The organism is Escherichia sp. WS2035 (genome assembly GCF_046487065.1).
Classification (GTDB): domain Bacteria; phylum Pseudomonadota; class Gammaproteobacteria; order Enterobacterales; family Enterobacteriaceae; genus Escherichia; species Escherichia coli.
The window spans coordinates 122,410-144,384 of record NZ_JBJQKD010000007.1 but is presented as its reverse complement, the minus strand read 5'-3'; the positions used below and the strand labels follow the sequence as shown (position 1 = coordinate 144,384).

The 21,975-nt window shown below is 49.6% G+C and carries 23 protein-coding genes, 1 pseudogene and 1 other annotated feature (1 of these 25 only partly in view); of the genes and pseudogenes, 14 read left to right on the top strand and 10 right to left on the bottom strand.

Annotated elements, in window-relative coordinates; all coding sequences use genetic code 11:
• Nucleotides 1-52, top strand: a sequence feature (Trp leader region); it begins 42 nt to the left of the window's first position.
• A 21-nt stretch (nucleotides 53-73) separates the two neighbouring features.
• From trpE to trpA, 5 genes are read left to right on the top strand one after another with little or no spacing between them, the layout of a single operon-like run.
• On the top strand, nucleotides 74-1,636 hold the full coding sequence (gene trpE / locus ACJHX4_RS13700; protein ID WP_001194644.1) for an anthranilate synthase component I: 1,563 nt from the start codon (nucleotides 74-76) through the stop codon (nucleotides 1,634-1,636).
• Nucleotides 1,636-3,231: a bifunctional anthranilate synthase glutamate amidotransferase component TrpG/anthranilate phosphoribosyltransferase TrpD gene (trpD, locus tag ACJHX4_RS13695; RefSeq protein ID WP_000763536.1), complete on the top strand. Its 1,596-nt coding sequence runs from the start codon at nucleotides 1,636-1,638 to the stop codon at nucleotides 3,229-3,231. Before trpE ends, trpD begins: the two co-directional genes overlap by 1 nt.
• A gap of 3 nt (nucleotides 3,232-3,234) precedes the next feature.
• On the top strand, nucleotides 3,235-4,593 hold the full coding sequence (gene trpCF, locus ACJHX4_RS13690) for a bifunctional indole-3-glycerol-phosphate synthase TrpC/phosphoribosylanthranilate isomerase TrpF (RefSeq protein WP_001195273.1): 1,359 nt from the start codon (nucleotides 3,235-3,237) through the stop codon (nucleotides 4,591-4,593).
• A gap of 11 nt (nucleotides 4,594-4,604) precedes the next feature.
• Nucleotides 4,605-5,798, top strand: a complete 1,194-nt coding sequence (gene trpB / locus ACJHX4_RS13685; protein WP_000209513.1) for a tryptophan synthase subunit beta — start codon at nucleotides 4,605-4,607, stop codon at nucleotides 5,796-5,798.
• The gene (gene trpA, locus ACJHX4_RS13680; protein ID WP_000443082.1) at nucleotides 5,798-6,604 is read left to right on the top strand and encodes a tryptophan synthase subunit alpha; all 807 of its coding nucleotides are present in this window, start codon (nucleotides 5,798-5,800) and stop codon (nucleotides 6,602-6,604) included. The genes trpB and trpA overlap by 1 nt, the downstream gene beginning before the upstream one ends.
• Nucleotides 6,605-6,654: 50 nt before the next feature.
• On the opposite strand, the gene ompW is transcribed toward trpA, so the two are convergent.
• On the bottom strand, nucleotides 6,655-7,308 hold the full coding sequence (ompW, locus tag ACJHX4_RS13675; protein ID WP_001531640.1) for an outer membrane protein OmpW: 654 nt from the start codon (nucleotides 7,306-7,308) through the stop codon (nucleotides 6,655-6,657).
• Between the two features lie 238 nt (nucleotides 7,309-7,546).
• On the opposite strand from ompW, the pseudogene ACJHX4_RS13670 reads away from it, so the two are divergent.
• From ACJHX4_RS13670 to yciA, 4 genes and pseudogenes are all read left to right on the top strand, one after another.
• Nucleotides 7,547-7,636, top strand: a pseudogene (locus ACJHX4_RS13670) (YkgJ family cysteine cluster protein); the annotation flags it as partial.
• A gap of 27 nt (nucleotides 7,637-7,663) precedes the next feature.
• The gene (locus tag ACJHX4_RS13665) at nucleotides 7,664-8,407 is read left to right on the top strand and encodes a YciC family protein (RefSeq protein WP_000028546.1); all 744 of its coding nucleotides are present in this window, start codon (nucleotides 7,664-7,666) and stop codon (nucleotides 8,405-8,407) included.
• A gap of 29 nt (nucleotides 8,408-8,436) precedes the next feature.
• Nucleotides 8,437-8,976 carry a septation protein A gene (locus tag ACJHX4_RS13660; RefSeq protein ID WP_000808672.1) on the top strand — a complete coding sequence of 180 codons (540 nt, stop codon included), beginning with the start codon at nucleotides 8,437-8,439 and terminating at the stop codon, nucleotides 8,974-8,976.
• Nucleotides 8,977-9,080: 104 nt separating this feature from the next.
• Nucleotides 9,081-9,479 carry an acyl-CoA thioester hydrolase YciA gene (gene yciA, locus ACJHX4_RS13655; RefSeq protein WP_000100751.1) on the top strand — a complete coding sequence of 133 codons (399 nt, stop codon included), beginning with the start codon at nucleotides 9,081-9,083 and terminating at the stop codon, nucleotides 9,477-9,479.
• A gap of 39 nt (nucleotides 9,480-9,518) precedes the next feature.
• Here the strand turns inward: yciA and tonB are convergent, their stop codons facing one another.
• A complete protein-coding gene (tonB, locus tag ACJHX4_RS13650) occupies nucleotides 9,519-10,235 on the bottom strand; it encodes a TonB system transport protein TonB (protein WP_001357407.1) in 717 nt (238 codons plus the stop codon).
• A gap of 223 nt (nucleotides 10,236-10,458) precedes the next feature.
• On the opposite strand from tonB, the gene ACJHX4_RS13645 reads away from it, so the two are divergent.
• Nucleotides 10,459-10,755, top strand: a complete 297-nt coding sequence (locus ACJHX4_RS13645) for a YciI family protein (protein WP_000967595.1) — start codon at nucleotides 10,459-10,461, stop codon at nucleotides 10,753-10,755.
• A 299-nt stretch (nucleotides 10,756-11,054) separates the two neighbouring features.
• Nucleotides 11,055-12,308: a voltage-gated potassium channel protein gene (gene kch, locus ACJHX4_RS13640; RefSeq protein ID WP_001531639.1), complete on the top strand. Its 1,254-nt coding sequence runs from the start codon at nucleotides 11,055-11,057 to the stop codon at nucleotides 12,306-12,308.
• A gap of 54 nt (nucleotides 12,309-12,362) precedes the next feature.
• Here kch and ACJHX4_RS13635 read toward each other — a convergent pair whose 3' ends face one another.
• The gene (locus ACJHX4_RS13635; RefSeq protein WP_001309467.1) at nucleotides 12,363-12,536 is read right to left on the bottom strand and encodes a YciY family protein; all 174 of its coding nucleotides are present in this window, start codon (nucleotides 12,534-12,536) and stop codon (nucleotides 12,363-12,365) included.
• Nucleotides 12,537-12,678: 142 nt separating this feature from the next.
• On the opposite strand from ACJHX4_RS13635, the gene cls reads away from it, so the two are divergent.
• Entirely contained in the window at nucleotides 12,679-14,139 is a 1,461-nt protein-coding gene (gene cls, locus ACJHX4_RS13630) for a cardiolipin synthase (protein WP_000214516.1), read from the top strand.
• 34 nt (nucleotides 14,140-14,173) lie between these two features.
• Nucleotides 14,174-14,503: an HI1450 family dsDNA-mimic protein gene (locus ACJHX4_RS13625; protein WP_000366959.1), complete on the top strand. Its 330-nt coding sequence runs from the start codon at nucleotides 14,174-14,176 to the stop codon at nucleotides 14,501-14,503.
• Nucleotides 14,504-14,555: 52 nt separating this feature from the next.
• Here the strand turns inward: ACJHX4_RS13625 and oppF are convergent, their stop codons facing one another.
• The 5 genes from oppF to oppA all read right to left on the bottom strand — a co-directional run bounded on the left by oppF (nucleotide 14,556) and on the right by oppA (nucleotide 20,142).
• Nucleotides 14,556-15,560, bottom strand: a complete 1,005-nt coding sequence (gene oppF / locus ACJHX4_RS13620; RefSeq protein ID WP_000994905.1) for a murein tripeptide/oligopeptide ABC transporter ATP-binding protein OppF — start codon at nucleotides 15,558-15,560, stop codon at nucleotides 14,556-14,558.
• Nucleotides 15,557-16,570: a murein tripeptide/oligopeptide ABC transporter ATP-binding protein OppD gene (gene oppD / locus ACJHX4_RS13615; protein WP_000110940.1), complete on the bottom strand. Its 1,014-nt coding sequence runs from the start codon at nucleotides 16,568-16,570 to the stop codon at nucleotides 15,557-15,559. Before oppD ends, oppF begins: the two co-directional genes overlap by 4 nt.
• Before the next feature lie 11 nt (nucleotides 16,571-16,581).
• A complete protein-coding gene (gene oppC / locus ACJHX4_RS13610) occupies nucleotides 16,582-17,490 on the bottom strand; it encodes an oligopeptide ABC transporter permease OppC (protein ID WP_000979659.1) in 909 nt (302 codons plus the stop codon).
• A 14-nt stretch (nucleotides 17,491-17,504) separates the two neighbouring features.
• A complete protein-coding gene (gene oppB / locus ACJHX4_RS13605) occupies nucleotides 17,505-18,425 on the bottom strand; it encodes an oligopeptide ABC transporter permease OppB (protein ID WP_000911112.1) in 921 nt (306 codons plus the stop codon).
• 85 nt (nucleotides 18,426-18,510) lie between these two features.
• Nucleotides 18,511-20,142, bottom strand: coding sequence for an oligopeptide ABC transporter substrate-binding protein OppA (oppA, locus tag ACJHX4_RS13600; protein ID WP_012896789.1), 1,632 nt, complete (start codon nucleotides 20,140-20,142; stop codon nucleotides 18,511-18,513).
• Nucleotides 20,143-20,560: 418 nt separating this feature from the next.
• On the opposite strand from oppA, the gene ACJHX4_RS13595 reads away from it, so the two are divergent.
• Entirely contained in the window at nucleotides 20,561-20,722 is a 162-nt protein-coding gene (locus ACJHX4_RS13595; protein WP_000051910.1) for a hypothetical protein, read from the top strand.
• Between the two features lie 157 nt (nucleotides 20,723-20,879).
• Here ACJHX4_RS13595 and ychE (ACJHX4_RS13590) read toward each other — a convergent pair whose 3' ends face one another.
• Nucleotides 20,880-21,527, bottom strand: coding sequence for an NAAT family transporter YchE (gene ychE / locus ACJHX4_RS13590; protein ID WP_000616554.1), 648 nt, complete (start codon nucleotides 21,525-21,527; stop codon nucleotides 20,880-20,882).
• A 30-nt stretch (nucleotides 21,528-21,557) separates the two neighbouring features.
• Nucleotides 21,558-21,611: a protein YchT gene (ychE, locus tag ACJHX4_RS13585; protein WP_211180492.1), complete on the bottom strand. Its 54-nt coding sequence runs from the start codon at nucleotides 21,609-21,611 to the stop codon at nucleotides 21,558-21,560.
• Nucleotides 21,612-21,975 lie beyond the last annotated feature (364 nt).

Below are 21,975 nucleotides of genomic sequence, written 5' to 3'. Positions count from 1 at the left end.
CATGCGTAAAGCAATCAGATACCCAGCCCGCCTAATGAGCGGGCTTTTTTTTGAACAAAATTAGAGAATAACAATGCAAACACAAAAACCGACTCTCGAACTGCTAACCTGCGTAGGCGCTTATCGCGACAACCCAACCGCGCTTTTTCACCAGTTGTGTGGGGATCGTCCGGCAACGCTGCTGCTGGAATCCGCAGATATCGACAGCAAAGATGATTTAAAAAGCCTGCTACTGGTAGACAGTGCGCTGCGCATTACAGCATTAGGTGACACCGTCACAATCCAGGCACTTTCCGGCAATGGCGAAGCCCTGCTGGCACTACTGGATAACGCCCTGCCTGCGGGTGTGGAAAATGAACAATCACCAAACTGCCGCGTACTGCGCTTCCCGCCTGTCAGTCCACTGCTGGATGAAGACGCCCGCTTATGCTCCCTTTCGGTTTTTGACGCATTCCGCTTATTACAGAATCTGTTGAATGTACCGAAGGAAGAACGAGAAGCAATGTTCTTCGGCGGCCTGTTCTCTTATGACCTTGTGGCGGGATTTGAAGATTTACCGCAACTGTCAGCGGAAAATAACTGCCCTGATTTCTGTTTTTATCTCGCTGAAACGCTGATGGTGATTGACCATCAGAAAAAAAGCACCCGTATTCAGGCCAGCCTGTTTGCTCCGAATGAAGAAGAAAAACAACGTCTCACTGCTCGCCTTAACGAACTACGTCAGCAACTGACCGAAGCCGCGCCGCCGCTGCCGGTGGTTTCCGTGCCGCATATGCGTTGTGAATGTAACCAGAGCGATGAAGAGTTCGGTGGCGTAGTGCGTTTGTTGCAAAAAGCGATTCGCGCCGGAGAAATTTTCCAGGTGGTGCCATCTCGCCGTTTCTCTCTGCCCTGCCCGTCACCGCTGGCGGCCTATTACGTGCTGAAAAAGAGTAATCCCAGCCCGTACATGTTTTTTATGCAGGATAATGATTTCACCCTGTTTGGCGCGTCGCCGGAAAGTTCGCTCAAGTATGACGCCACCAGCCGCCAGATTGAGATTTACCCGATTGCCGGAACACGTCCACGCGGTCGTCGTGCCGATGGTTCACTGGATAGAGACCTCGACAGCCGCATCGAACTGGAGATGCGTACCGATCATAAAGAGCTTTCTGAACATCTGATGCTGGTGGATCTCGCCCGTAATGACCTGGCGCGTATTTGCACCCCCGGCAGCCGCTACGTCGCCGATCTCACCAAAGTTGACCGTTACTCTTACGTGATGCACCTGGTCTCCCGCGTTGTTGGTGAGCTGCGCCACGATCTCGACGCCCTGCACGCTTACCGCGCCTGTATGAATATGGGGACGTTAAGCGGTGCGCCGAAAGTACGCGCTATGCAGTTAATTGCCGAAGCAGAAGGTCGTCGCCGCGGCAGCTACGGCGGCGCGGTAGGTTATTTTACCGCGCATGGCGATCTCGACACCTGCATTGTGATCCGCTCGGCGCTGGTAGAGAACGGAGTCGCCACCGTGCAAGCCGGTGCTGGCGTGGTACTTGATTCTGTTCCGCAGTCGGAAGCCGACGAAACCCGTAATAAAGCCCGCGCTGTACTGCGCGCTATTGCCACCGCGCATCATGCACAGGAGACGTTCTAATGGCTGACATTCTGCTGCTCGATAATATCGACTCTTTTACTTACAACCTGGCAGATCAGTTGCGCAGCAATGGTCATAACGTGGTGATTTACCGCAACCATATTCCGGCGCAGACCTTAATTGAACGCCTGGCGACGATGAGCAATCCGGTGCTGATGCTTTCTCCTGGCCCCGGTGTGCCGAGCGAAGCCGGTTGTATGCCGGAACTCCTCACCCGCTTGCGTGGCAAGCTGCCAATTATTGGCATTTGCCTCGGACATCAGGCGATTGTCGAAGCTTACGGGGGCTATGTCGGTCAGGCGGGCGAAATTCTTCACGGTAAAGCGTCGAGCATTGAACATGACGGTCAGGCGATGTTTGCCGGATTAACAAACCCGCTGCCAGTGGCGCGTTATCACTCGCTGGTTGGCAGTAATATTCCGGCCGGTTTAACCATCAACGCCCATTTTAATGGCATGGTGATGGCGGTGCGCCACGATGCGGATCGCGTTTGTGGATTCCAGTTCCATCCGGAATCCATTCTTACTACCCAGGGCGCTCGCCTGCTGGAACAAACGCTGGCCTGGGCGCAGCAGAAACTAGAGCAAACCAACACGCTGCAACCGATTCTGGAAAAACTGTATCAGGCACAGACGCTTAGCCAACAAGAAAGCCACCAGCTGTTTTCAGCGGTGGTACGTGGCGAGCTGAAGCCGGAACAACTGGCGGCGGCGCTGGTGAGCATGAAAATTCGCGGTGAGCACCCGAACGAGATCGCCGGGGCAGCAACCGCGCTACTGGAAAACGCCGCGCCGTTCCCGCGCCCGGATTATCTGTTTGCCGATATCGTCGGTACTGGCGGTGACGGCAGCAACAGCATCAATATTTCTACCGCCAGTGCGTTTGTCGCCGCGGCCTGCGGGCTGAAAGTGGCGAAACACGGCAACCGTAGCGTCTCCAGTAAATCCGGCTCGTCGGATCTGCTGGCGGCGTTCGGTATTAATCTTGATATGAACGCCGATAAATCGCGCCAGGCGCTGGATGAATTAGGCGTCTGTTTCCTCTTTGCACCGAAATATCACACCGGATTCCGCCATGCAATGCCGGTTCGCCAGCAACTGAAAACCCGCACACTGTTCAATGTGCTGGGGCCATTAATTAACCCGGCGCATCCTCCGCTGGCGTTAATTGGTGTCTACAGCCCGGAGCTGGTGCTGCCGATTGCCGAAACCTTGCGCGTGCTGGGGTATCAACGCGCGGCAGTGGTGCACAGCGGCGGGATGGATGAAGTTTCATTACACGCGCCGACAATCGTTGCCGAACTGCATGACGGCGAAATTAAGAGCTATCAATTGACCGCTGAAGATTTTGGCCTGACACCCTACCACCAGGAGCAACTGGCAGGCGGAACACCGGAAGAAAACCGTGACATTTTAACACGCTTGTTACAAGGTAAAGGCGACGCCGCTCACGAAGCAGCCGTCGCGGCGAATGTCGCCATGTTAATGCGCCTGCATGGCCATGAAGATCTGCAAGCCAATGCGCAAACCGTTCTTGAGGTACTGCGCAGTGGTTCCGCTTACGACAGAGTCACCGCACTGGCGGCACGAGGGTAAATAATGCAAACCGTTTTAGCGAAAATCGTCGCAGACAAGGCGATTTGGGTAGAAGCCCGCAAACAGCAGCAACCGCTGGCCAGTTTTCAGAATGAGATTCAGCCGAGCACGCGACATTTTTATGATGCGCTACAGGGTGCACGCACGGCGTTTATTCTGGAGTGCAAAAAAGCGTCGCCGTCAAAAGGCGTGATCCGTGATGATTTCGATCCGGCACGCATTGCTGCCATTTATAAACATTACGCTTCGGCAATTTCAGTGCTGACTGATGAGAAATATTTTCAGGGGAGCTTTGATTTCCTCCCCATCGTCAGCCAAATCGCCCCGCAGCCGATTTTATGTAAAGACTTCATTATCGATCCTTACCAGATCTATCTGGCGCGCTATTACCAGGCCGATGCCTGCTTATTAATGCTTTCAGTACTGGATGACGAACAATATCGCCAGCTTGCAGCCGTCGCCCACAGTCTGGAGATGGGTGTGCTGACCGAAGTCAGTAATGAAGAGGAACTGGAGCGCGCCATTGCATTGGGGGCAAAGGTCGTTGGCATCAACAACCGCGATCTGCGCGATTTGTCGATTGATCTCAACCGTACCCGCGAGCTTGCACCGAAACTGGGGCACAACGTGACGGTAATCAGCGAATCCGGCATCAATACTTACGCTCAGGTGCGCGAGTTAAGCCACTTCGCTAACGGCTTTCTGATTGGTTCGGCGTTGATGGCCCATGACGATTTGAACGCCGCTGTGCGTCGGGTGTTGCTGGGTGAGAATAAAGTATGTGGCCTGACACGTGGGCAAGATGCTAAAGCAGCTTATGACGCGGGCGCGATTTACGGTGGGTTGATTTTTGTTGCGACATCACCGCGTTGCGTCAACGTTGAACAGGCGCAGGAAGTGATGGCTGCGGCACCGTTGCAGTATGTTGGCGTGTTCCGCAATCACGATATTGCCGATGTGGTGGACAAAGCTAAGGTGTTATCGCTGGCGGCAGTGCAACTGCATGGTAATGAAGATCAGCTGTATATCGACACTCTGCGTGAGGCTCTGCCAGCACACGTCGCCATCTGGAAGGCTTTAAGTGTCGGTGAAACTCTTCCCGCGCGCGATTTTCAGCACATCGATAAATATGTATTCGACAACGGTCAGGGCGGGAGCGGACAACGTTTCGACTGGTCACTATTAAATGGTCAATCGCTTGGCAACGTTCTGCTGGCGGGGGGCTTAGGCGCAGATAACTGCGTGGAAGCGGCACAAACCGGCTGCGCCGGGCTTGATTTTAATTCTGCTGTAGAGTCGCAACCGGGTATCAAAGACGCACGTCTTTTGGCCTCGGTTTTCCAGACGCTGCGCGCATATTAAGGAAAGGAACAATGACAACATTACTTAACCCCTATTTTGGTGAGTTTGGCGGCATGTACGTGCCACAAATCCTGATGCCCGCTCTGCGCCAGCTGGAAGAAGCTTTTGTCAGCGCGCAAAAAGATCCTGAATTTCAGGCTCAGTTCAACGACCTGCTGAAAAACTATGCCGGGCGTCCAACCGCGCTGACCAAATGCCAGAACATTACAGCCGGGACGAACACCACGCTGTATCTGAAGCGCGAAGATTTGCTGCACGGCGGCGCGCATAAAACTAACCAGGTACTCGGTCAGGCTTTACTGGCGAAGCGGATGGGTAAAACTGAAATTATTGCCGAAACCGGTGCCGGTCAGCATGGCGTGGCGTCGGCCCTTGCCAGCGCCCTGCTCGGCCTGAAATGCCGTATTTATATGGGTGCCAAAGACGTTGAACGCCAGTCGCCTAACGTTTTCCGGATGCGCTTAATGGGTGCGGAAGTGATCCCGGTGCATAGCGGTTCCGCGACCCTGAAAGATGCCTGTAATGAGGCGCTACGCGACTGGTCCGGCAGTTATGAAACCGCGCACTATATGCTGGGTACCGCAGCTGGCCCGCATCCTTACCCGACCATTGTGCGTGAGTTTCAGCGGATGATTGGCGAAGAAACGAAAGCGCAGATTCTGGAAAGAGAAGGTCGCCTGCCGGATGCCGTTATCGCCTGTGTTGGCGGTGGTTCGAATGCCATCGGTATGTTTGCAGATTTCATCAACGAAACCGACGTCGGCCTGATTGGTGTGGAGCCTGGCGGTCACGGTATCGAAACTGGCGAGCACGGCGCACCGTTAAAACATGGTCGCGTGGGCATCTATTTCGGTATGAAAGCGCCGATGATGCAAACCGAAGACGGGCAAATTGAAGAGTCTTACTCCATTTCTGCCGGGCTGGATTTCCCGTCCGTCGGCCCGCAACATGCGTATCTCAACAGCACTGGACGCGCTGATTACGTGTCTATTACCGACGATGAAGCCCTGGAAGCCTTTAAAACGCTTTGCCTGCATGAAGGGATCATCCCGGCGCTGGAATCCTCCCACGCCCTGGCCCATGCGCTGAAAATGATGCGCGAAAATCCGGAAAAAGAGCAGCTACTGGTGGTTAACCTTTCCGGTCGCGGCGATAAAGACATCTTCACCGTTCACGATATTTTGAAAGCACGAGGGGAAATCTGATGGAACGCTACGAATCTCTGTTTGCCCAGTTGAAGGAGCGCAAAGAAGGCGCATTCGTTCCTTTCGTCACCCTCGGTGATCCGGGCATTGAGCAGTCGCTGAAAATTATCGATACGCTAATTGAAGCCGGTGCTGACGCGCTGGAGTTAGGCATCCCCTTCTCCGACCCACTGGCGGATGGCCCGACGATTCAAAACGCCACACTGCGTGCCTTTGCGGCGGGTGTGACCCCGGCGCAGTGCTTTGAGATGCTGGCACTGATTCGTCAAAAACATCCGACCATTCCTGTTGGCCTGCTGATGTACGCCAACCTGGTGTTTAACAAAGGCATTGATGAGTTTTACGCCCAGTGCGAGAAAGTCGGCGTCGATTCGGTGCTGGTTGCCGATGTGCCAGTTGAAGAGTCCGCGCCCTTCCGCCAGGCCGCGTTGCGTCATAATGTCGCACCTATCTTTATTTGCCCGCCGAATGCCGACGATGATTTGCTGCGCCAGATAGCCTCCTACGGTCGTGGATACACCTATTTATTGTCACGTGCGGGCGTGACCGGCGCAGAAAACCGCGCCGCGTTACCCCTCAATCATCTGGTTGCGAAGCTGAAAGAGTACAACGCTGCACCTCCATTGCAGGGATTTGGTATTTCCGCCCCTGATCAGGTAAAAGCAGCGATTGATGCAGGAGCTGCGGGCGCGATTTCTGGTTCGGCCATCGTTAAAATCATCGAGCAACATATTAATGAGCCAGAGAAAATGCTGGCGGCACTGAAAGCTTTTGTACAACCGATGAAAGCCACTACACGACGTTAATTTGAGACAAACCGCCAGAAAACATCTGGCGGTTTATTGATGGTAAAAAATTAGAAGCGGTAACCTGCAGAGAACATAAATACCCACGGGTCAAGGCGTACGTTGTCAGAATAACGCCCTGCAGGCAGCACTGCGCCGTTGGATTTATATTTCACTTCGGTATCGATATCCATGTACCAGACCGACATATTCAGCAACCAGTCACGGTTGATGAGATAATCCAGGCCTACTTGCCCCGCCACGCCCCATGAATCCTTCAGACTAAGGTCAGATAAACCAAGACCTTCACCGGTGTCATTGAAGTCATTATTAAAAAAGGTGGTGTAGTTAATACCCGCACCAATGTAAGGACGGAATTTACTGCCAGAATCGCCAAAATACCATTGTGCCATCAGTGTTGGCGGTAAATGATGGACTGTCGCAATATCCCCGGTTGTGGCTGTGCCAACTTTATGACGAAACGGCGATGCCGCCAGTAATTCCACACCAATGTTGTCGGTCGCCATATAAGTAAACGTCAGGCCCAGTTGAGTGTTATTGGTCACGCTGAATCCACCCAAACTTCCTAACGTACCACCAGCACCTTCTGTTGGACGTACGGTTGCAGAACCAGCACGCATAAAAAATTCGCCTGCTTCATGCGCAAAGGCACTGCCAGAGAGAAGAGTTGTTACTGCCAAAGCCGCCACTGTTAACTTTTTCATATCCGCTCCGTCGTTATGGTTATAAAAACGTGACGAATATACCCACATTGGGGTAACAAATGATCCTACACAGATCACATTACATATGGTAATTCACCCTTTATTGATCTGGATTAATTTAGAAGTTGCATTGAAAATCCTGGTTAATGTGATTTAAATCAATTTTTATATATTTCGCTACGCAAATATTAACTCGCTCGCCACTTGCAGCGGTTTACCCACGCCTGAAGGCCAGCAATTACCTCCGCTTTACAAAGATATGCTTTTCCATACAAGACCTGATGCTGCCACCCGGGGCTTAACCAGGGTACAATTGCCCGCTAATTAACACCTGCATAAAACTCAAGGAGAGTGCATGTCTATCACGGCGCAGTCCGTATACCGTGACACCGGAAATTTCTTCCGTAATCAATTTATGACCATTCTGTTGGTATCGTTGCTATGTGCGTTTATCACAGTGGTGTTAGGGCATGTTTTCTCACCCAGTGATGCACAGCTTGCGCAGCTCAATGACGGCGTACCCGTTAGCGGCAGTAGTGGGTTGTTCGACCTGGTTCAGAATATGTCACCGGAACAGCAACAAATTTTGCTGCAGGCTTCAGCGGCGTCCACTTTTTCAGGATTAATCGGTAACGCCATTCTCGCCGGGGGCGTAATATTAATTATCCAGCTGGTGTCTGCGGGTCAGAGAGTCAGTGCGCTGCGAGCTATTGGTGCCAGTGCGCCGATATTGCCAAAGTTATTTATTCTGATTTTTCTGACTACCCTTTTAGTACAGATTGGCATCATGCTGGTGGTCGTTCCGGGAATTATCATGGCCATTTTACTGGCTCTGGCACCGGTGATGCTGGTACAGGACAAAATGGGCGTTTTTGCCTCGATGCGTAGCAGTATGCGGCTGACATGGGCGAATATGCGTCTGGTGGCACCCGCAGTACTGAGCTGGTTGCTGGCAAAAACACTGTTGCTGCTTTTTGCCTCTTCTTTTGCCGCATTAACCCCGGAAATTGGTGCCGTACTGGCGAACACCTTGAGCAACCTGATTTCAGCCGTATTGCTCATCTATCTGTTCCGCCTGTATATGTTGATTCGCCAATAACCTTAAGCATTTGATTACGGAATCATAAAATGAAGCAGTTTCTTGATTTTTTACCGCTGGTTGTCTTTTTCGCGTTTTACAAGATTTATGACATCTATGCGGCTACTGCGGCGCTGATCGTCGCCACGGCGATTGTGCTTATCTATAGCTGGGTTCGCTTTCGTAAGGTTGAGAAGATGGCCCTGATCACTTTTGTTCTGGTGGTCGTCTTCGGTGGCTTGACGCTGTTCTTTCACAATGATGAGTTTATTAAATGGAAGGTTACTGTCATTTATGCCCTGTTTGCGGGTGCCCTGTTAGTCAGTCAATGGGTGATGAAAAAGCCGCTAATTCAGCGGATGCTGGGTAAAGAACTCACCCTGCCGCAATCGGTATGGTCGAAGCTGAATCTGGCCTGGGCTGTTTTCTTTATCCTTTGCGGCCTGGCAAACATCTACATCGCATTCTGGCTGCCGCAAAATATTTGGGTCAACTTTAAAGTCTTTGGCCTGACCGCCCTTACCTTAATCTTCACATTGTTAAGCGGTATCTATATCTACCGCCACATGCCGCAGGAAGATAAATCCTAACCAGACTGCCAGTCCTTCGGGGCTGGCGCTGTATCTCCTCTGTTCTCCTCAGGAAAATCATAGTAGCATCGCGCCTGTGATTTTCCTTTTAAGTCGGTTTTACCATGTCTACAGCACATAACGTCCCTCAGGGCGATCTTGTTTTACGTACTTTAGCCATGCCCGCCGATACCAATGCCAATGGTGACATCTTTGGTGGTTGGTTAATGTCACAAATGGATATTGGCGGCGCTATTCTGGCGAAAGAAATTGCCCACGGTCGTGTAGTGACCGTGCGGGTTGAAGGAATGACTTTCTTACGGCCGGTTGCGGTCGGCGATGTGGTGTGCTGCTATGCACGCTGTGTCCAGAAAGGGACGACATCAGTCAGCATTAATATTGAAGTGTGGGTGAAAAAAGTGGCGTCAGAACCAATCGGGCAACGCTATAAAGCAACAGAAGCATTATTTAAGTATGTCGCGGTTGATCCCGAAGGAAAACCTCGCGCCTTACCCGTTGAGTAATAATCAAAAGCCTCCGGTCGGAGGCTTTTGACTTTATGCTTACTGAATTTCGGTAGTGCCGTTAATTTTAAACAGGATATTCACCACAATCCCACTGCCTGGCTTACCCGGCTCATAACGCCATCTGCGCATCGCATTTTTCACTTCACGCTCAAACATGTTCGCAGGCTTGGCTGAGAGGATTTGTACGTTATCCACGCGACCATCTGGCGTGACATCAAATTTAACTTTAACCTGCCCTTCAATGCGCAATGCCTGTGCTCGTGCCGGATACTGCGGCTGATTACGGCTTAATGCGCGTGGTCCTGAAGCCACACTGGTAACCGGCTTGCTGGTTGCAGCCGTTGCCGTACTTGATGTCGGGCGCGCGGGTGCCGTATTTTCAAACGGTGATGCCGGACGCGACTCTACGGGTTTGACATCGCGTTTTGGCTGCTCCACCTTTTTCACCGGCTTCGGTTTTGGCTTTGGTTTCGGCTTCGGCTTTTCAATGACCACCGGAGCTTCTTTTGGCGGTTCAGGGATCGGCTCAGGTTCCGGTTCTGGCTCTACCACCGGCTCCGGTGGTGGTTGAACGGCTTGTGGCGGTTCAAGATCAGCAGGCGCAACCATCGTGACAGAAATCGGCTGCGCAGGCGCAGGTAGTTCAATAACCTGATGTACCGAGGTATAGAGCAAACCCGCCACAACAGCACCATGAATGCAGACCGAAAGTAACGTCGGCCAGGGGAAGCGGCGAGGTAAATCAAGGGTCATTGAAGTCATAATCATTTCAGTAGAAAAACCAGGCCCCGATTTTAAATGCAAATAGCAATCATATTCAATAAGGCAAGACGATCAGGATCAGTGAAAATGTCATTTTTGGCGTAATTGACCTTACTTTATGCATGGTCTTAACAAAGACATCATCTTTCCGTTGCAGATCTTCGCCCTTTCAAATAACGTACTTTACAACTTTCCCGAACAAGGAGTTGTGCCTGTGTTGTATGTTATTTACGCTCAAGACAAAGCTGATAGCCTCGAAAAACGCCTTTCCGTTCGTCCGGCACATCTAGCACGTTTACAGTTACTGCATGATGAAGGTCGTTTGTTGACCGCCGGTCCAATGCCAGCGGTAGACAGTAACGATCCAGGGGCTGCGGGATTTACTGGCTCAACCGTTATTGCTGAATTTGAGTCGCTGGAAGCAGCTCAGGCCTGGGCCGATGCTGACCCGTACGTAGCGGCAGGAGTCTATGAACACGTTTCAGTGAAACCATTTAAGAAAGTGTTCTGAATAGAAATTCAATATTTAAGGGCACGGTTTTTGCAACCGTGTTCTTGTTTGGCCTTTCCTTATAGGTCGGTCAGTGCATTCACCACCACAAGCAGATAATAACTTTATCTGTATTTCTTTATATGATGTGAACATATTCAGGAAAATGCCCTTTCCTGACGCAGAGTTGCTCACTCAAAACCTTTGATTACTGCGGATAAAGTCATCTACTATTGTTTAACACATTCACGAGCTGCATGTATGTTCAGAAAATGTGCACGTTGAGATAATTAAACAAAATTGTGGTTACAGAGGTATCAGTGAGTCACTGGACTACATTCAAACAAACAGCAACAAAGTTATGGGTGACCCTACGGCACGACATTCTCGCGCTGGCCGTCTTTTTAAATGGATTGCTTATTTTTAAAACAATCTATGGTATGTCGGTCAATTTGCTTGATATTTTCCATATCAAAGCATTTTCAGAGCTGGATCTCTCCTTGCTGGCAAACGCCCCACTATTTATGCTCGGCGTATTTCTTGTCCTGAACTCCATTGGCTTACTGTTCCGGGCAAAGCTCGCATGGGCAATCAGTATCATTTTGTTGTTGATAGCGCTAATTTACACTCTGCATTTTTATCCCTGGCTGAAATTTAGTATTGGATTTTGCATTTTTACGCTGGTGTTTTTGCTGATACTGAGCAAAGACTTCTCCCACAGTAGCGCAGCAGCCGGGACAATTTTCGCATTTATTAGTTTCACGACGTTACTGTTTTACTCCACTTACGGTGCGCTTTATTTAAGCGAAGGTTTTAATCCGCGAATAGAAAGTTTGATGACCGCGTTCTATTTTTCGATAGAAACCATGTCAACCGTCGGCTATGGCGATATTGTCCCTGTTTCTGAATCAGCACGATTGTTCACTATTTCGGTCATTATTTCCGGCATTACCGTTTTTGCCACATCTATGACCTCAATTTTTGGTCCGCTTATCCGCGGGGGATTCAACAAACTTGTAAAAGGAAACAATCATACAATGCATCGTAAAGATCATTTTATTGTTTGCGGACATTCGATTCTCGCCATCAATACGATTCTGCAACTGAATCAACGCGGACAAAACGTAACGGTTATCAGCAACTTGCCTGAAGATGATATCAAGCAACTTGAGCAACGCTTAGGCGATAACGCCGATGTTATCCCCGGTGACAGTAATGACAGTTCAGTGTTAAAGAAAGCGGGAATCGATCGTTGCCGGGCCATTCTGGCGCTGAGTGATAACGATGCAGATAACGCGTTTGTTGTACTCTCGGCAAAAGATATGAGCAGTGATGTCAAAACAGTTCTTGCCGTCAGTGATAGCAAAAACCTGAATAAGATTAAGATGGTACATCCGGATATCATTCTCTCACCACAACTGTTTGGCAGCGAAATTCTGGCGCGAGTTTTAAATGGTGAAGAGATTAATAATGATATGCTCGTTTCAATGTTGTTGAACTCCGGTCATGGCATTTTCAGCGATAACGATGAACAAGAAACGAAAGCTGACAGTAAAGAATCGGCGCAAAAATAGAGTTTAAAGACGGAAGAGTAAACTTATTGGGCACCGCAATGGTGCCCAGTACATTTAGATATTGTAGATCGCAAACAATAACGAGTTACGCTGTTTGTTTAGAATGCACTTCCTGATGCTGTGGATACGCATATTTCGGCGCGACTGCCCCTCAAGCCAACGCGATTTACGTCGGCTAGCCTGACGCTGCATGCGCCAGCGCCCCACTTCCGTTCTACTCCGCTTCATGTTAACTACTCTATGCAACAACAGAATGGTCATTATACCCCCGCCCCTGACGCTGACCAGTGCTTTTCCCTCGTTTTTATTTGCCAGATGAATCCATATGCGTAAACTCATAACAATGCGCTTTCAAAAGGATTTCTAATCTATGACAACCGTTTATACGTTGGTGAGTTGGTTGGCCATTCTGGGATACTGGTTGCTCATTGCAGGCGTAACTTTACGCATTCTAATGAAACGACGCGCAGTTCCCTCCGCGATGGCCTGGCTGTTGATTATTTACATTCTGCCGTTAGTCGGAATTATTGCCTATCTTGCCGTTGGCGAGCTCCATTTAGGCAAACGCCGCGCTGAGCGCGCCAGAGCGATGTGGCCTTCCACCGCAAAATGGCTTAACGACCTTAAAGCCTGTAAGCATATCTTCGCCGAAGAAAATAGCAGTGTCGCTGCGCCATTATTCAAGCTTTGCGAGCGTCGTCAGGGGATCGCTGGGGTCAAAGGGAATCAGCTACAACTGATGACCGAGTCAGATGATGTGATGCAGGCGTTAATCCGCGACATCCAGCTCGCGCGCCATAATATTGAGATGGTGTTTTATATCTGGCAGCCCGGCGGCATGGCGGACCAGGTGGCTGAATCATTAATGGCCGCTGCACGGCGCGGTATTCATTGCCGATTGATGCTCGACTCCGCCGGGAGTGTGGCTTTTTTCCGCAGCCCGTGGCCCGAGCTAATGCGTAATGCCGGTATTGAAGTTGTCGAAGCCTTAAAGGTCAATCTGATGCGTGTGTTTTTACGCCGTATGGACCTGCGCCAACATCGCAAGATGATCATGATCGATAATTACATCGCGTACACCGGCAGCATGAATATGGTCGACCCTCGCTACTTCAAACAAGATGCGGGTGTAGGGCAATGGATTGATCTGATGGCGCGTATGGAAGGCCCCATCGCCACCGCGATGGGGATTATTTATTCCTGCGACTGGGAGATTGAAACCGGGAAACGTATTCTGCCGCCGCCACCAGATGTCAATATTATGCCGTTTGAGCAGGCCAGTGGTCACACCATTCACACAATTGCTTCTGGCCCCGGCTTTCCGGAAGATCTCATTCACCAGGCATTATTGACTGCTGCTTATTCGGCTCGTGAATATTTGATCATGACAACGCCCTATTTTGTGCCAAGCGATGATTTACTTCATGCGATTTGCACGGCGGCGCAGCGCGGGGTGGATGTCAGTATTATCCTTCCGCGAAAAAATGACTCGATGCTGGTCGGCTGGGCCAGTCGCGCATTCTTTACAGAACTGCTGGCTGCTGGGGTTAAAATTTATCAGTTTGAAGGCGGGTTACTGCATACCAAGAGCGTGCTGGTCGATGGAGAACTAAGTCTGGTTGGCACCGTTAACCTTGATATGCGTAGTCTGTGGCTAAATTTCGAGATTACCCTGGCAATCGACGATAAAGGTTTTGGTGCAGACCTCGCCGCCGTTCAGGACGATTATATTTCGCGTTCTCGTCTGCTCGATGCCCGTTTATGGCTAAAACGTCCATTATGGCAACGTGTCGCCGAGCGACTGTTTTACTTCTTCAGCCCGTTGCTGTAAAACGTCGCCAACAGAGGTTAAACAGGTAGTGACTATGGATATGGATCTAAACAATCGCCTGACTGAAGATGAAACGCTTGAGCAGGCCTACGATATTTTTCTCGAACTGGCTGCCGACAATCTCGATCCAGCTGATGTTCTGCTGTTCAATCTTCAGTTTGAAGAGCGCGGCGGCGCGGAGTTATTCGATCCGGCGGAAGACTGGCAGGAACATGTTGATTTCGATTTGAACCCGGACTTTTTTGCCGAAGTGGTGATTGGTCTGGCGGACAGTGAAGATGGTGAAATCAACGATGTTTTCGCGCGCATTCTGTTATGCCGCGAAAAAGATCACAAACTTTGCCATATCATCTGGCGGGAATAAATAATCGCTTTTGGCGTGAATAAGGGCTGACAACTGTCAGCCCTTATTGCTTTTAAAGCGGATCGACTTTCAGGCAAGAAACGGCGTGTCTGAAACTCCCTTCCAGCACAGGACGTGTTTTGGCGCACTCCGGACCTGCAATCGGACAACGGGTACGGAAAACACAACCGGAAGGCGGGTTGATCGGCGACGGTAATTCCCCTTCCAGTAACTGGATGGTTTTGTTCTTCTCCAGATCCGGATCAGGTATGGGGACTGCCGACATCAATGCCCTGGTGTAAGGATGTAGCGGATTGTGGTAGACCTCATCATAGGTCCCCAGTTCTACCGCATGGCCGAGATACATCACCAGCACACGATCGGAAATGTGTTTTACCACGGCCAGGTCGTGAGCGATAAAAATTAATGACAATCCCATCTCACGTTGCAACTGCTGGAGCAGGTTGACCACCTGCGCCTGAATTGACACGTCCAGCGCCGACACCGGCTCATCACAGATAATCAGCTTCGGTTCAAGAATAAGAGCGCGAGCAATCCCGATACGCTGGCACTGCCCACCGGAGAACTCATGCGGATAGCGGTTAATCAGGTTAGGCAACAAACCGACTTTCAGCATCATCGCCTTCACGCGCTCGCGAACTTCCTGGCGTGACATTTTCGGATGATAAGTACGCAGTGGTTCAGCGATGATCTCGCCGATGGTCATACGCGGGTTCAGCGATGCCAACGGATCCTGGAAAATCATCTGAATATCACTGCGTACGGCACGCCATTCATCGGGCTTCATGCCCAGCAACTCTTTACCTAACCAGGCAACATGACCGTCGGTCGCTTTAACCAGGCCAATGATGGCGCGAGCAAAGGTGGACTTACCGCATCCCGATTCCCCTACCACACCTAATGTTTCCCCTTCATACAGGCGAAGAGTTACACCATCGACGGCTTTGAGCGTTTTCGGCGGTTGCCAGAACCACTGTTTGCCATCTTTGATTTCAAAGTGCACTTTCAGATCGGCGATTTCGAGGAGGACTTTTCTTCCTTCGGTTACAGCATTCATAACAGTTCCTCCACCGGTTTAAAGCAAGCACGCAGACGGCCAGGCGTAAACTCTTCCAGCGGCGGTGCGCTACTACAAATATCCATCGCATGCGGACAACGTGGCTGGAACGGGCAACCTTTCGGTAATCGCAGCAGGTTTGGCGGATTACCCGGAATAGTCAACATTGTTTCACCTTCCGCATCGAGACGCGGCACCGCGTTGAGCAAACCGATAGAATAAGGATGTACGGGTTGATAAAAGACATCGCGCGCGTTGCCATATTCCATCGTGCGCCCGGCGTACATTACCAGCACTTTGTCGCAGATCCCCGCCACCACGCCAAGATCGTGGGTAATCATAATGATGGCGGTATTAAATTCCCGCTTCAGTTCATTCAATAGCGTCATGATCTGCGCCTGTACGGTGACGTCCAGCGCAGTAGTGGGTTCATCCGCAATCAGCAGCTTAGGTCGACATAGCAATGCCATCGCAATCATGACTCGCTGACGCATGCCGCCAGAAAATTCGTGCGGGTACATTTTCATGCGTTTACGCGCTTCCGGCATTTTTACCGCATCGAGCATCCGCACCGATTCTTCAAACGCCTCAGCTTTGCTCATGTTCTTATGCAGCATCAGCACTTCCATCAACTGCTCACCGACGCGCATATAGGGATTCAACGAAGTCATTGGGTCCTGAAAAATCATTGAGATTTGTTCAGCTCGCAGTTTATTGAGTTCATGCTCTGGCAAATTGAGGATTTCACGCCCATTGAAGGTTGCCGATCCGCCAATACGTCCGTTGGCAGCTAACAGGCCCATCAACGCGAATGCGGTTTGCGATTTGCCCGAACCAGACTCACCTACGATGCCCAGCGTTTCTCCGGCACGTAGCGAAAAATTCAAATCATTGACCGCCGTGACGTCGCCATCCGGGGTACTAAAGGTGACACGCAAATCTTTCACGTTCAGCAGTGCGTCAGCCTGTTGTTGTGCGAGCGGCACAGTTGCAGTTTCAATTACGCTCATGGCTGCACTCCTTAACGATCTTTCGGGTCGAGGGCATCACGCAAGCCATCGCCGATAAAGTTGAAACAAAACAGCGTTACCACGAGGAATCCCGCTGGGAACAACAGTAACCATGGAGAGACTTCCATCGAGTTCGCGCCATCACTCAGCAATGCACCCCAGCTGCTTAACGGCTCTTGTGTACCTAATCCCAGGAAGCTAAGGAAAGATTCAAAGAGGATCATGCTGGGCACCAGAAGCGACGCATAGACCACCACCACACCGAGTACGTTCGGCACAATGTGGCGAATAACAATGCCCGGCGTCGATACACCGCCAACTTGTGCCGCCTCAATAAACTCTTTGCGCTTCAGACTCAGGGTTTGCCCACGCACAATACGAGCCATATCCAGCCAGGAAACCATGCCAATCGCCACGAAAATCAGCAGGATGTTTTGACCGAAAAAGGTCACCAGCAAAATGACGAAGAACATGAATGGGAAGGAGTTGAGGATTTCCAGCAGACGCATCATTACCGAATCCACTTTACCGCCCAGATAACCGGAAAGCGAACCATAAAGTGTCCCCACGACCACTGCCACCAGTGCCGCAGCAACACCGACCATGAGTGAGATACGCCCGCCAATCGCAACGCGCACAAGCAGGTCGCGACCGGATGAGTCAGTACCAAAGTAGTGACCGGACTCCATATCCGGGGCGCTGGACATCATCGCCCAGTCAGTATCGTCATAGGCAAACTGCGAAAGCATCGGTGCCAGGATTACAAATAACGCGATCAGCACCAGCACTATCAGACTGGCAACCGCCGCACGGTTATGCATAAAACGTCGACGTGCGTCCTGCCACAAGCTGCGCCCTTCGACCTCCAGCTTTTCACTGAAATTTTCCAGCGTCTCGCTGTTTTTCTTACTTAACATCATCGCGAGCTCCAGTATCAGTAACGGATTTTCGGGTCGATAACCGCATATAGCACATCGACAATGGCATTAAACAAAATGGTTAACGCGCCAACCAGAATGGTCAGACTTAACACTAAGGAATAGTCACGGTTCAATGCGCCATTAACGAACAATTGCCCAATCCCCGGTAAACCATAAATGGTTTCGATGACCATCGAACCGGTAATAATGCCGACAAATGCGGGCCCCATATAGGAGAGCACGGGTAACAGAGCAGGTTTTAATGCGTGGCGTAAAATGATCCGCCGCATAGGTAACCCTTTCGCCCGGGCAGTACGAATAAAGTTGGAGTGTAAAACCTCAATCATAGAGCCACGGGTAATACGCGCAATACTGGCGATATAGGCGAGTGATAACGCCACCATTGGCAATATCATGAATTTAAGCGCTCCACCATTCCAGCCACCGCCCGGCAGCCAATGCAAAATGATCGCAAATATCATGACTAATAATGGCGCAACCACAAAACTGGGGATAACAACCCCGGTCATTGCCAGCCCCATCACGGTATAGTCCCATTTGGTGTTTTGCTTTAATGCGGCAATAACGCCAGCACTAACACCCAGTATTACCGCAAGAAAAAATGCTGCAGCTCCCAGTTTGGCAGAAACGGGAAAACTGGATGCAACCAGGTCATTGACCGAATAATCTTTATATTTAAACGATGGACCGAAATCGCCATGCGCCAGTTGTTTCAGGTAGCTGAAATACTGTGTCATGATCGGATCATTAAGATGATATTTCGCTTCGATATTGGCCATCACTTCCGGTGGTAAAGTACGTTCGCCGGTAAAAGGACTGCCCGGCGCGAGGCGCATCATAAAGAACGAAATAGTAATAAGAATAAATAGCGTCGGAATCGCTTCCAGACAGCGACGTAGAATAAATTTTAACATTGCCCTACCTTCTGGCCTGTGCCTTCTGTAATGCGATAAAAATCAGACACCGTGGAGCAGGACACTCCTGCCCCACGTATTGCCATTAGTGCTTCACAATGTACATATTCCGGGTGTAGGTATTATCCAGCGGATCTTTGCCGGTATAGCCACCAACCCACGGTTTCACCAAACGCGCATTCACGTAGTAATAAACAGGAACAATGGCCGAATCCTTATCCAGCTGTTGTTCTGCTTTAGTGTACAGAGCTGCACGCTGCGCCTCGTCAGTCACTTTCAGCGTTTCCGCCATAATGCTGTCAAAGGCCGGGCTCTTATAATGCGCGGTATTCATTGAGCTGTTCGACAGCATGGTGTTCAGGAAGGAAGTTGGTTCGTTGTAGTCTGCACACCAGCCTGCACGGGCCACATCAAAAGTGCCCTGGTGACGGGTGTCGAGGAACGTTTTCCACTCCTGGTTAACCAGTTTGACGTTTACACCAATGTTTTTCTTCCACAATGAAGAGGCAGCAATCGCCAGCTTTTTATGCAGATCGGAGGTGTTATACAACAGGTTGATGGTCAACGGTTTGTCTGCGGTATAACCCGCTTCAGCCAGCAGTTTTTTCGCTTCTTCGTTACGTTTTTCCTGGCTCCAGCCAAACCATTCCGGCTGAGTCAATTTTGCGCCATCAGTATACGGTGGAGTGTAACCATAGGCGGGCATGTCGCCCTGCGCTTTCACTTTATTAACAATGATATCGCGGTCCATACCCAATTTCAGTGCGGTACGCACACGCACGTCATTAAATGGCGGTTTCTGGTTGTTAATTTCGTAATAGTAAGTGCACAGGTATGGATCAACGTGAACTTCGTCCGGGATCTCTTTTTTCAGCTTCTGGAACAATTCGATCGGCATGTTGTTATAAGTCATGTCGATTTCACCACTACGGTAGCGGTTGACATCGGTAACTTCAGAAGCAATAGGCAAATAGGTTACCTGGTTAATAACGGTTTTCGCGTTGTTCCAGTAGGTCGGGCTGCGTTCAAGAACGATTCGTTCGTTTACGACCCAATCTTTTAAGGTATAGGCACCGTTGGTGACGATATTACCAGGCTGGGTCCATTTTTCGCCGAATTTCTCGATAGCGGCTTTTGGCACCGGTGAAGTTGATGGATGAACAAGTAATTTATAGAAGTACGGAACAGGTTCACTTAAGGTGACTTCTAATGTGTGGTCATCAATAGCTTTCACGCCGAGATCGGTAATCGGTTTTTTCCCTTCAAGAATTTCATCAATACCGGCGATATGCCCATATTGCAGATAACTGGCATACGGAGAAGCAGTGTTTGGATCAACAGAACGTTGCCAGCTATACACAAAGTCTTGTGCTGTGACTGGCGTGCCATCAGACCATTTCGCATCTTTACGCAAATGGAAGGTCCAGACTTTCGCGTCTTTATTATCCCAGGATTCAGCGACGCCAGGTGCCGGATGGCCGTCAAGATCGCTAACCAGTAAGCCTTCAAACAGGTCTCGGCTGATATTAGACTCCGGAACACCTTCAATTTTGTGCGGATCTAATGACTGAACTTCTGAACCATTGTTACGTACCAGCGTTTGTTTTTCCGCCAGTGTGACACCTGCGGGTACATCAGCTGCCAGCGCGACATTCCCTGCCATAAGCGCAGCCAAAACGCCAGCTGCTACTAAACTTCTCTTGGTGATGTTGGTCATTGTTTTTTGGACTCCCTCATTATAATTACTGGTATTAACCAGCATGTGTAATCCCGGATTGGGACCCTGCACAGGCTCGGAGACTTTCTGCTGTCAGGTTACTTTATCGTTACGTATTACTATCACCGACTTTATTTATTCTGGTGATTCAGACGATCACCTTATGTCGATTCGTACTGTGTCTCCCCTGTCGAGACACATTATTCTTTCGCGACGGTCTTTAATTGTTAATTATTCTCATTACCAATAAAGAATCGCCTGGCGGTTGCCCGGAAAGTACCAAATGCGGTTCTTACTCGCCAATACATTTTGCAAAATTGTTAAGCAATTCTCTTTTATTGACCGTACCAGAATCTATAGCTTGCATCCATGCCTTAACAAACATCTTTCAATTCAATCAAATAGAGGTTAGTTAAGCATGTCTCTCTTTTCTGATTACAGTTCCAGTAGTGAAATGCACAATAATTTAACAATTGATTATTATTTAGCACTTTCCTCTACCAAAGGCAGTGGAATTACTAATATCATTTCAATTATTCTTCAGCAAGCCCAGGATTATGATGTGGCGAAAATAACATGATGGTGAGGAGAAGCAGTTAAGGAAATCCTTATAACTAACTGTAATTTGAGAAGAATATTTTTACCTATTCCTTTTGCTTTTGATAACTGCGCAGGAACAAAGTAAAAATAATGACGAAGTAAACGGAGCATGGCAGCTCCGTTTCATTTGAAAGGAATTAATTAAGCAGGCCGGGGAAAATCCCCTTAATACCAGTAACGATAAATTCAATCCCCAACGCCATCAGCAATAGCCCCATAATACGCGTAATCACGTTGATGCCGGTCTGGCGTAAAACTCGTACCAGCCACGGTGCCATGCGAAACAATCCCCAGCAACATAAAGCGAACAATGCAATAGCCACAAAGAAACCAAACAGATAGCTAATGCTGTGATAACGCGTACCCCAGACGATGGTAGAACTGATCGCCCCTGGCCCCGCCATCAACGGCAACGCCAATGGCACCACACCAATGCTTTCACGCACCGCGGTTTCTGATTTTTCTTGCTTGTTCTGTTTATCCTCACCAAGCTTGCCGCTGATCATCGACATCGCTATTGTCACCACCAGGATGCCACCGGCGATACGGAATGAATCAATTGATATACCAAAAAGTTGTAGAATCGTGTCGCCGAGAAAAAGCGAGATCCACAAGATAATGGCCACAGACAGGTTGGCTGTAAGGTTAGTTTTGTTTCGCGCTGCCGCTGTCTGATAACTGGTCATGCTGATAAAGACGGGAATAATCCCTACCGGGTTGACCAGCGCAAATAACCCGATGAAAAATTTGAAGTAAACGGGAAAATCAAAAAAGGTCTGAATCACGGTTAGCTCCGAAGCAAAAGCCGGATAATGTTAGCCATAAATAAGGTTGAAAAGACGCGCTGACAATACGCCTTTTGACAGCATTTTTCACCTCCTAACTACTTAAAATTGCTATCATTCGTTATTGTTATCTAGTTGTGCAAAACATGCTAATGTAGCCAACAAATCATACTACAATTTGTTAACTGTTAGCTATAATGGCGAAAAGCCATGCTGAAAGGTGTCAGCTTTGCAAAAATTTGATCTTGATCACGTAATCAGTACCCAGAAGTGAGTAATCTTGCTTACGCCACCTGGAAGTGACGCATTAGAGATAATAACTCTAATGTTTAAACTCTTTTAGTAAATCACAGTGAGTGTGAGCGCGAGTAAGCTTTTGATTTCCATCGGTTAAGCAAATCATCACCGCACTGACTATACTCTCGTATTCGAGCAGATGATTTACTAA

Bases quoted from the DNA above. Each gene is read 5' to 3' on its own strand.
- oppF (WP_000994905.1), bottom strand. From the start codon at position 15,560: ATGAATGCTGTAACCGAAGGAAGAAAAGTCCTCCTCGAAATCGCCGAT.
- oppD (WP_000110940.1), bottom strand. From the start codon at position 16,570: ATGAGCGTAATTGAAACTGCAACTGTGCCGCTCGCACAACAACAGGCT.
- tonB (WP_001357407.1), bottom strand. From the start codon at position 10,235: ATGACCCTTGATTTACCTCGCCGCTTCCCCTGGCCGACGTTACTTTCG.
- ACJHX4_RS13665 (WP_000028546.1), top strand. From the start codon at position 7,664: ATGTCTATCACGGCGCAGTCCGTATACCGTGACACCGGAAATTTCTTC.
- trpB (WP_000209513.1), top strand. From the start codon at position 4,605: ATGACAACATTACTTAACCCCTATTTTGGTGAGTTTGGCGGCATGTAC.
- oppB (WP_000911112.1), bottom strand. From the start codon at position 18,425: ATGTTAAAATTTATTCTACGTCGCTGTCTGGAAGCGATTCCGACGCTA.
- ACJHX4_RS13635 (WP_001309467.1), bottom strand. From the start codon at position 12,536: ATGAAGCGGAGTAGAACGGAAGTGGGGCGCTGGCGCATGCAGCGTCAG.
- ompW (WP_001531640.1), bottom strand. From the start codon at position 7,308: ATGAAAAAGTTAACAGTGGCGGCTTTGGCAGTAACAACTCTTCTCTCT.
- trpCF (WP_001195273.1), top strand. From the start codon at position 3,235: ATGCAAACCGTTTTAGCGAAAATCGTCGCAGACAAGGCGATTTGGGTA.
- ACJHX4_RS13625 (WP_000366959.1), top strand. From the start codon at position 14,174: ATGGATATGGATCTAAACAATCGCCTGACTGAAGATGAAACGCTTGAG.
- oppA (WP_012896789.1), bottom strand. From the start codon at position 20,142: ATGACCAACATCACCAAGAGAAGTTTAGTAGCAGCTGGCGTTTTGGCT.
- trpD (WP_000763536.1), top strand. From the start codon at position 1,636: ATGGCTGACATTCTGCTGCTCGATAATATCGACTCTTTTACTTACAAC.
- trpA (WP_000443082.1), top strand. From the start codon at position 5,798: ATGGAACGCTACGAATCTCTGTTTGCCCAGTTGAAGGAGCGCAAAGAA.
- oppC (WP_000979659.1), bottom strand. From the start codon at position 17,490: ATGATGTTAAGTAAGAAAAACAGCGAGACGCTGGAAAATTTCAGTGAA.
- ACJHX4_RS13595 (WP_000051910.1), top strand. From the start codon at position 20,561: ATGTCTCTCTTTTCTGATTACAGTTCCAGTAGTGAAATGCACAATAAT.
- yciA (WP_000100751.1), top strand. From the start codon at position 9,081: ATGTCTACAGCACATAACGTCCCTCAGGGCGATCTTGTTTTACGTACT.
- ACJHX4_RS13660 (WP_000808672.1), top strand. From the start codon at position 8,437: ATGAAGCAGTTTCTTGATTTTTTACCGCTGGTTGTCTTTTTCGCGTTT.
- cls (WP_000214516.1), top strand. From the start codon at position 12,679: ATGACAACCGTTTATACGTTGGTGAGTTGGTTGGCCATTCTGGGATAC.
- trpE (WP_001194644.1), top strand. From the start codon at position 74: ATGCAAACACAAAAACCGACTCTCGAACTGCTAACCTGCGTAGGCGCT.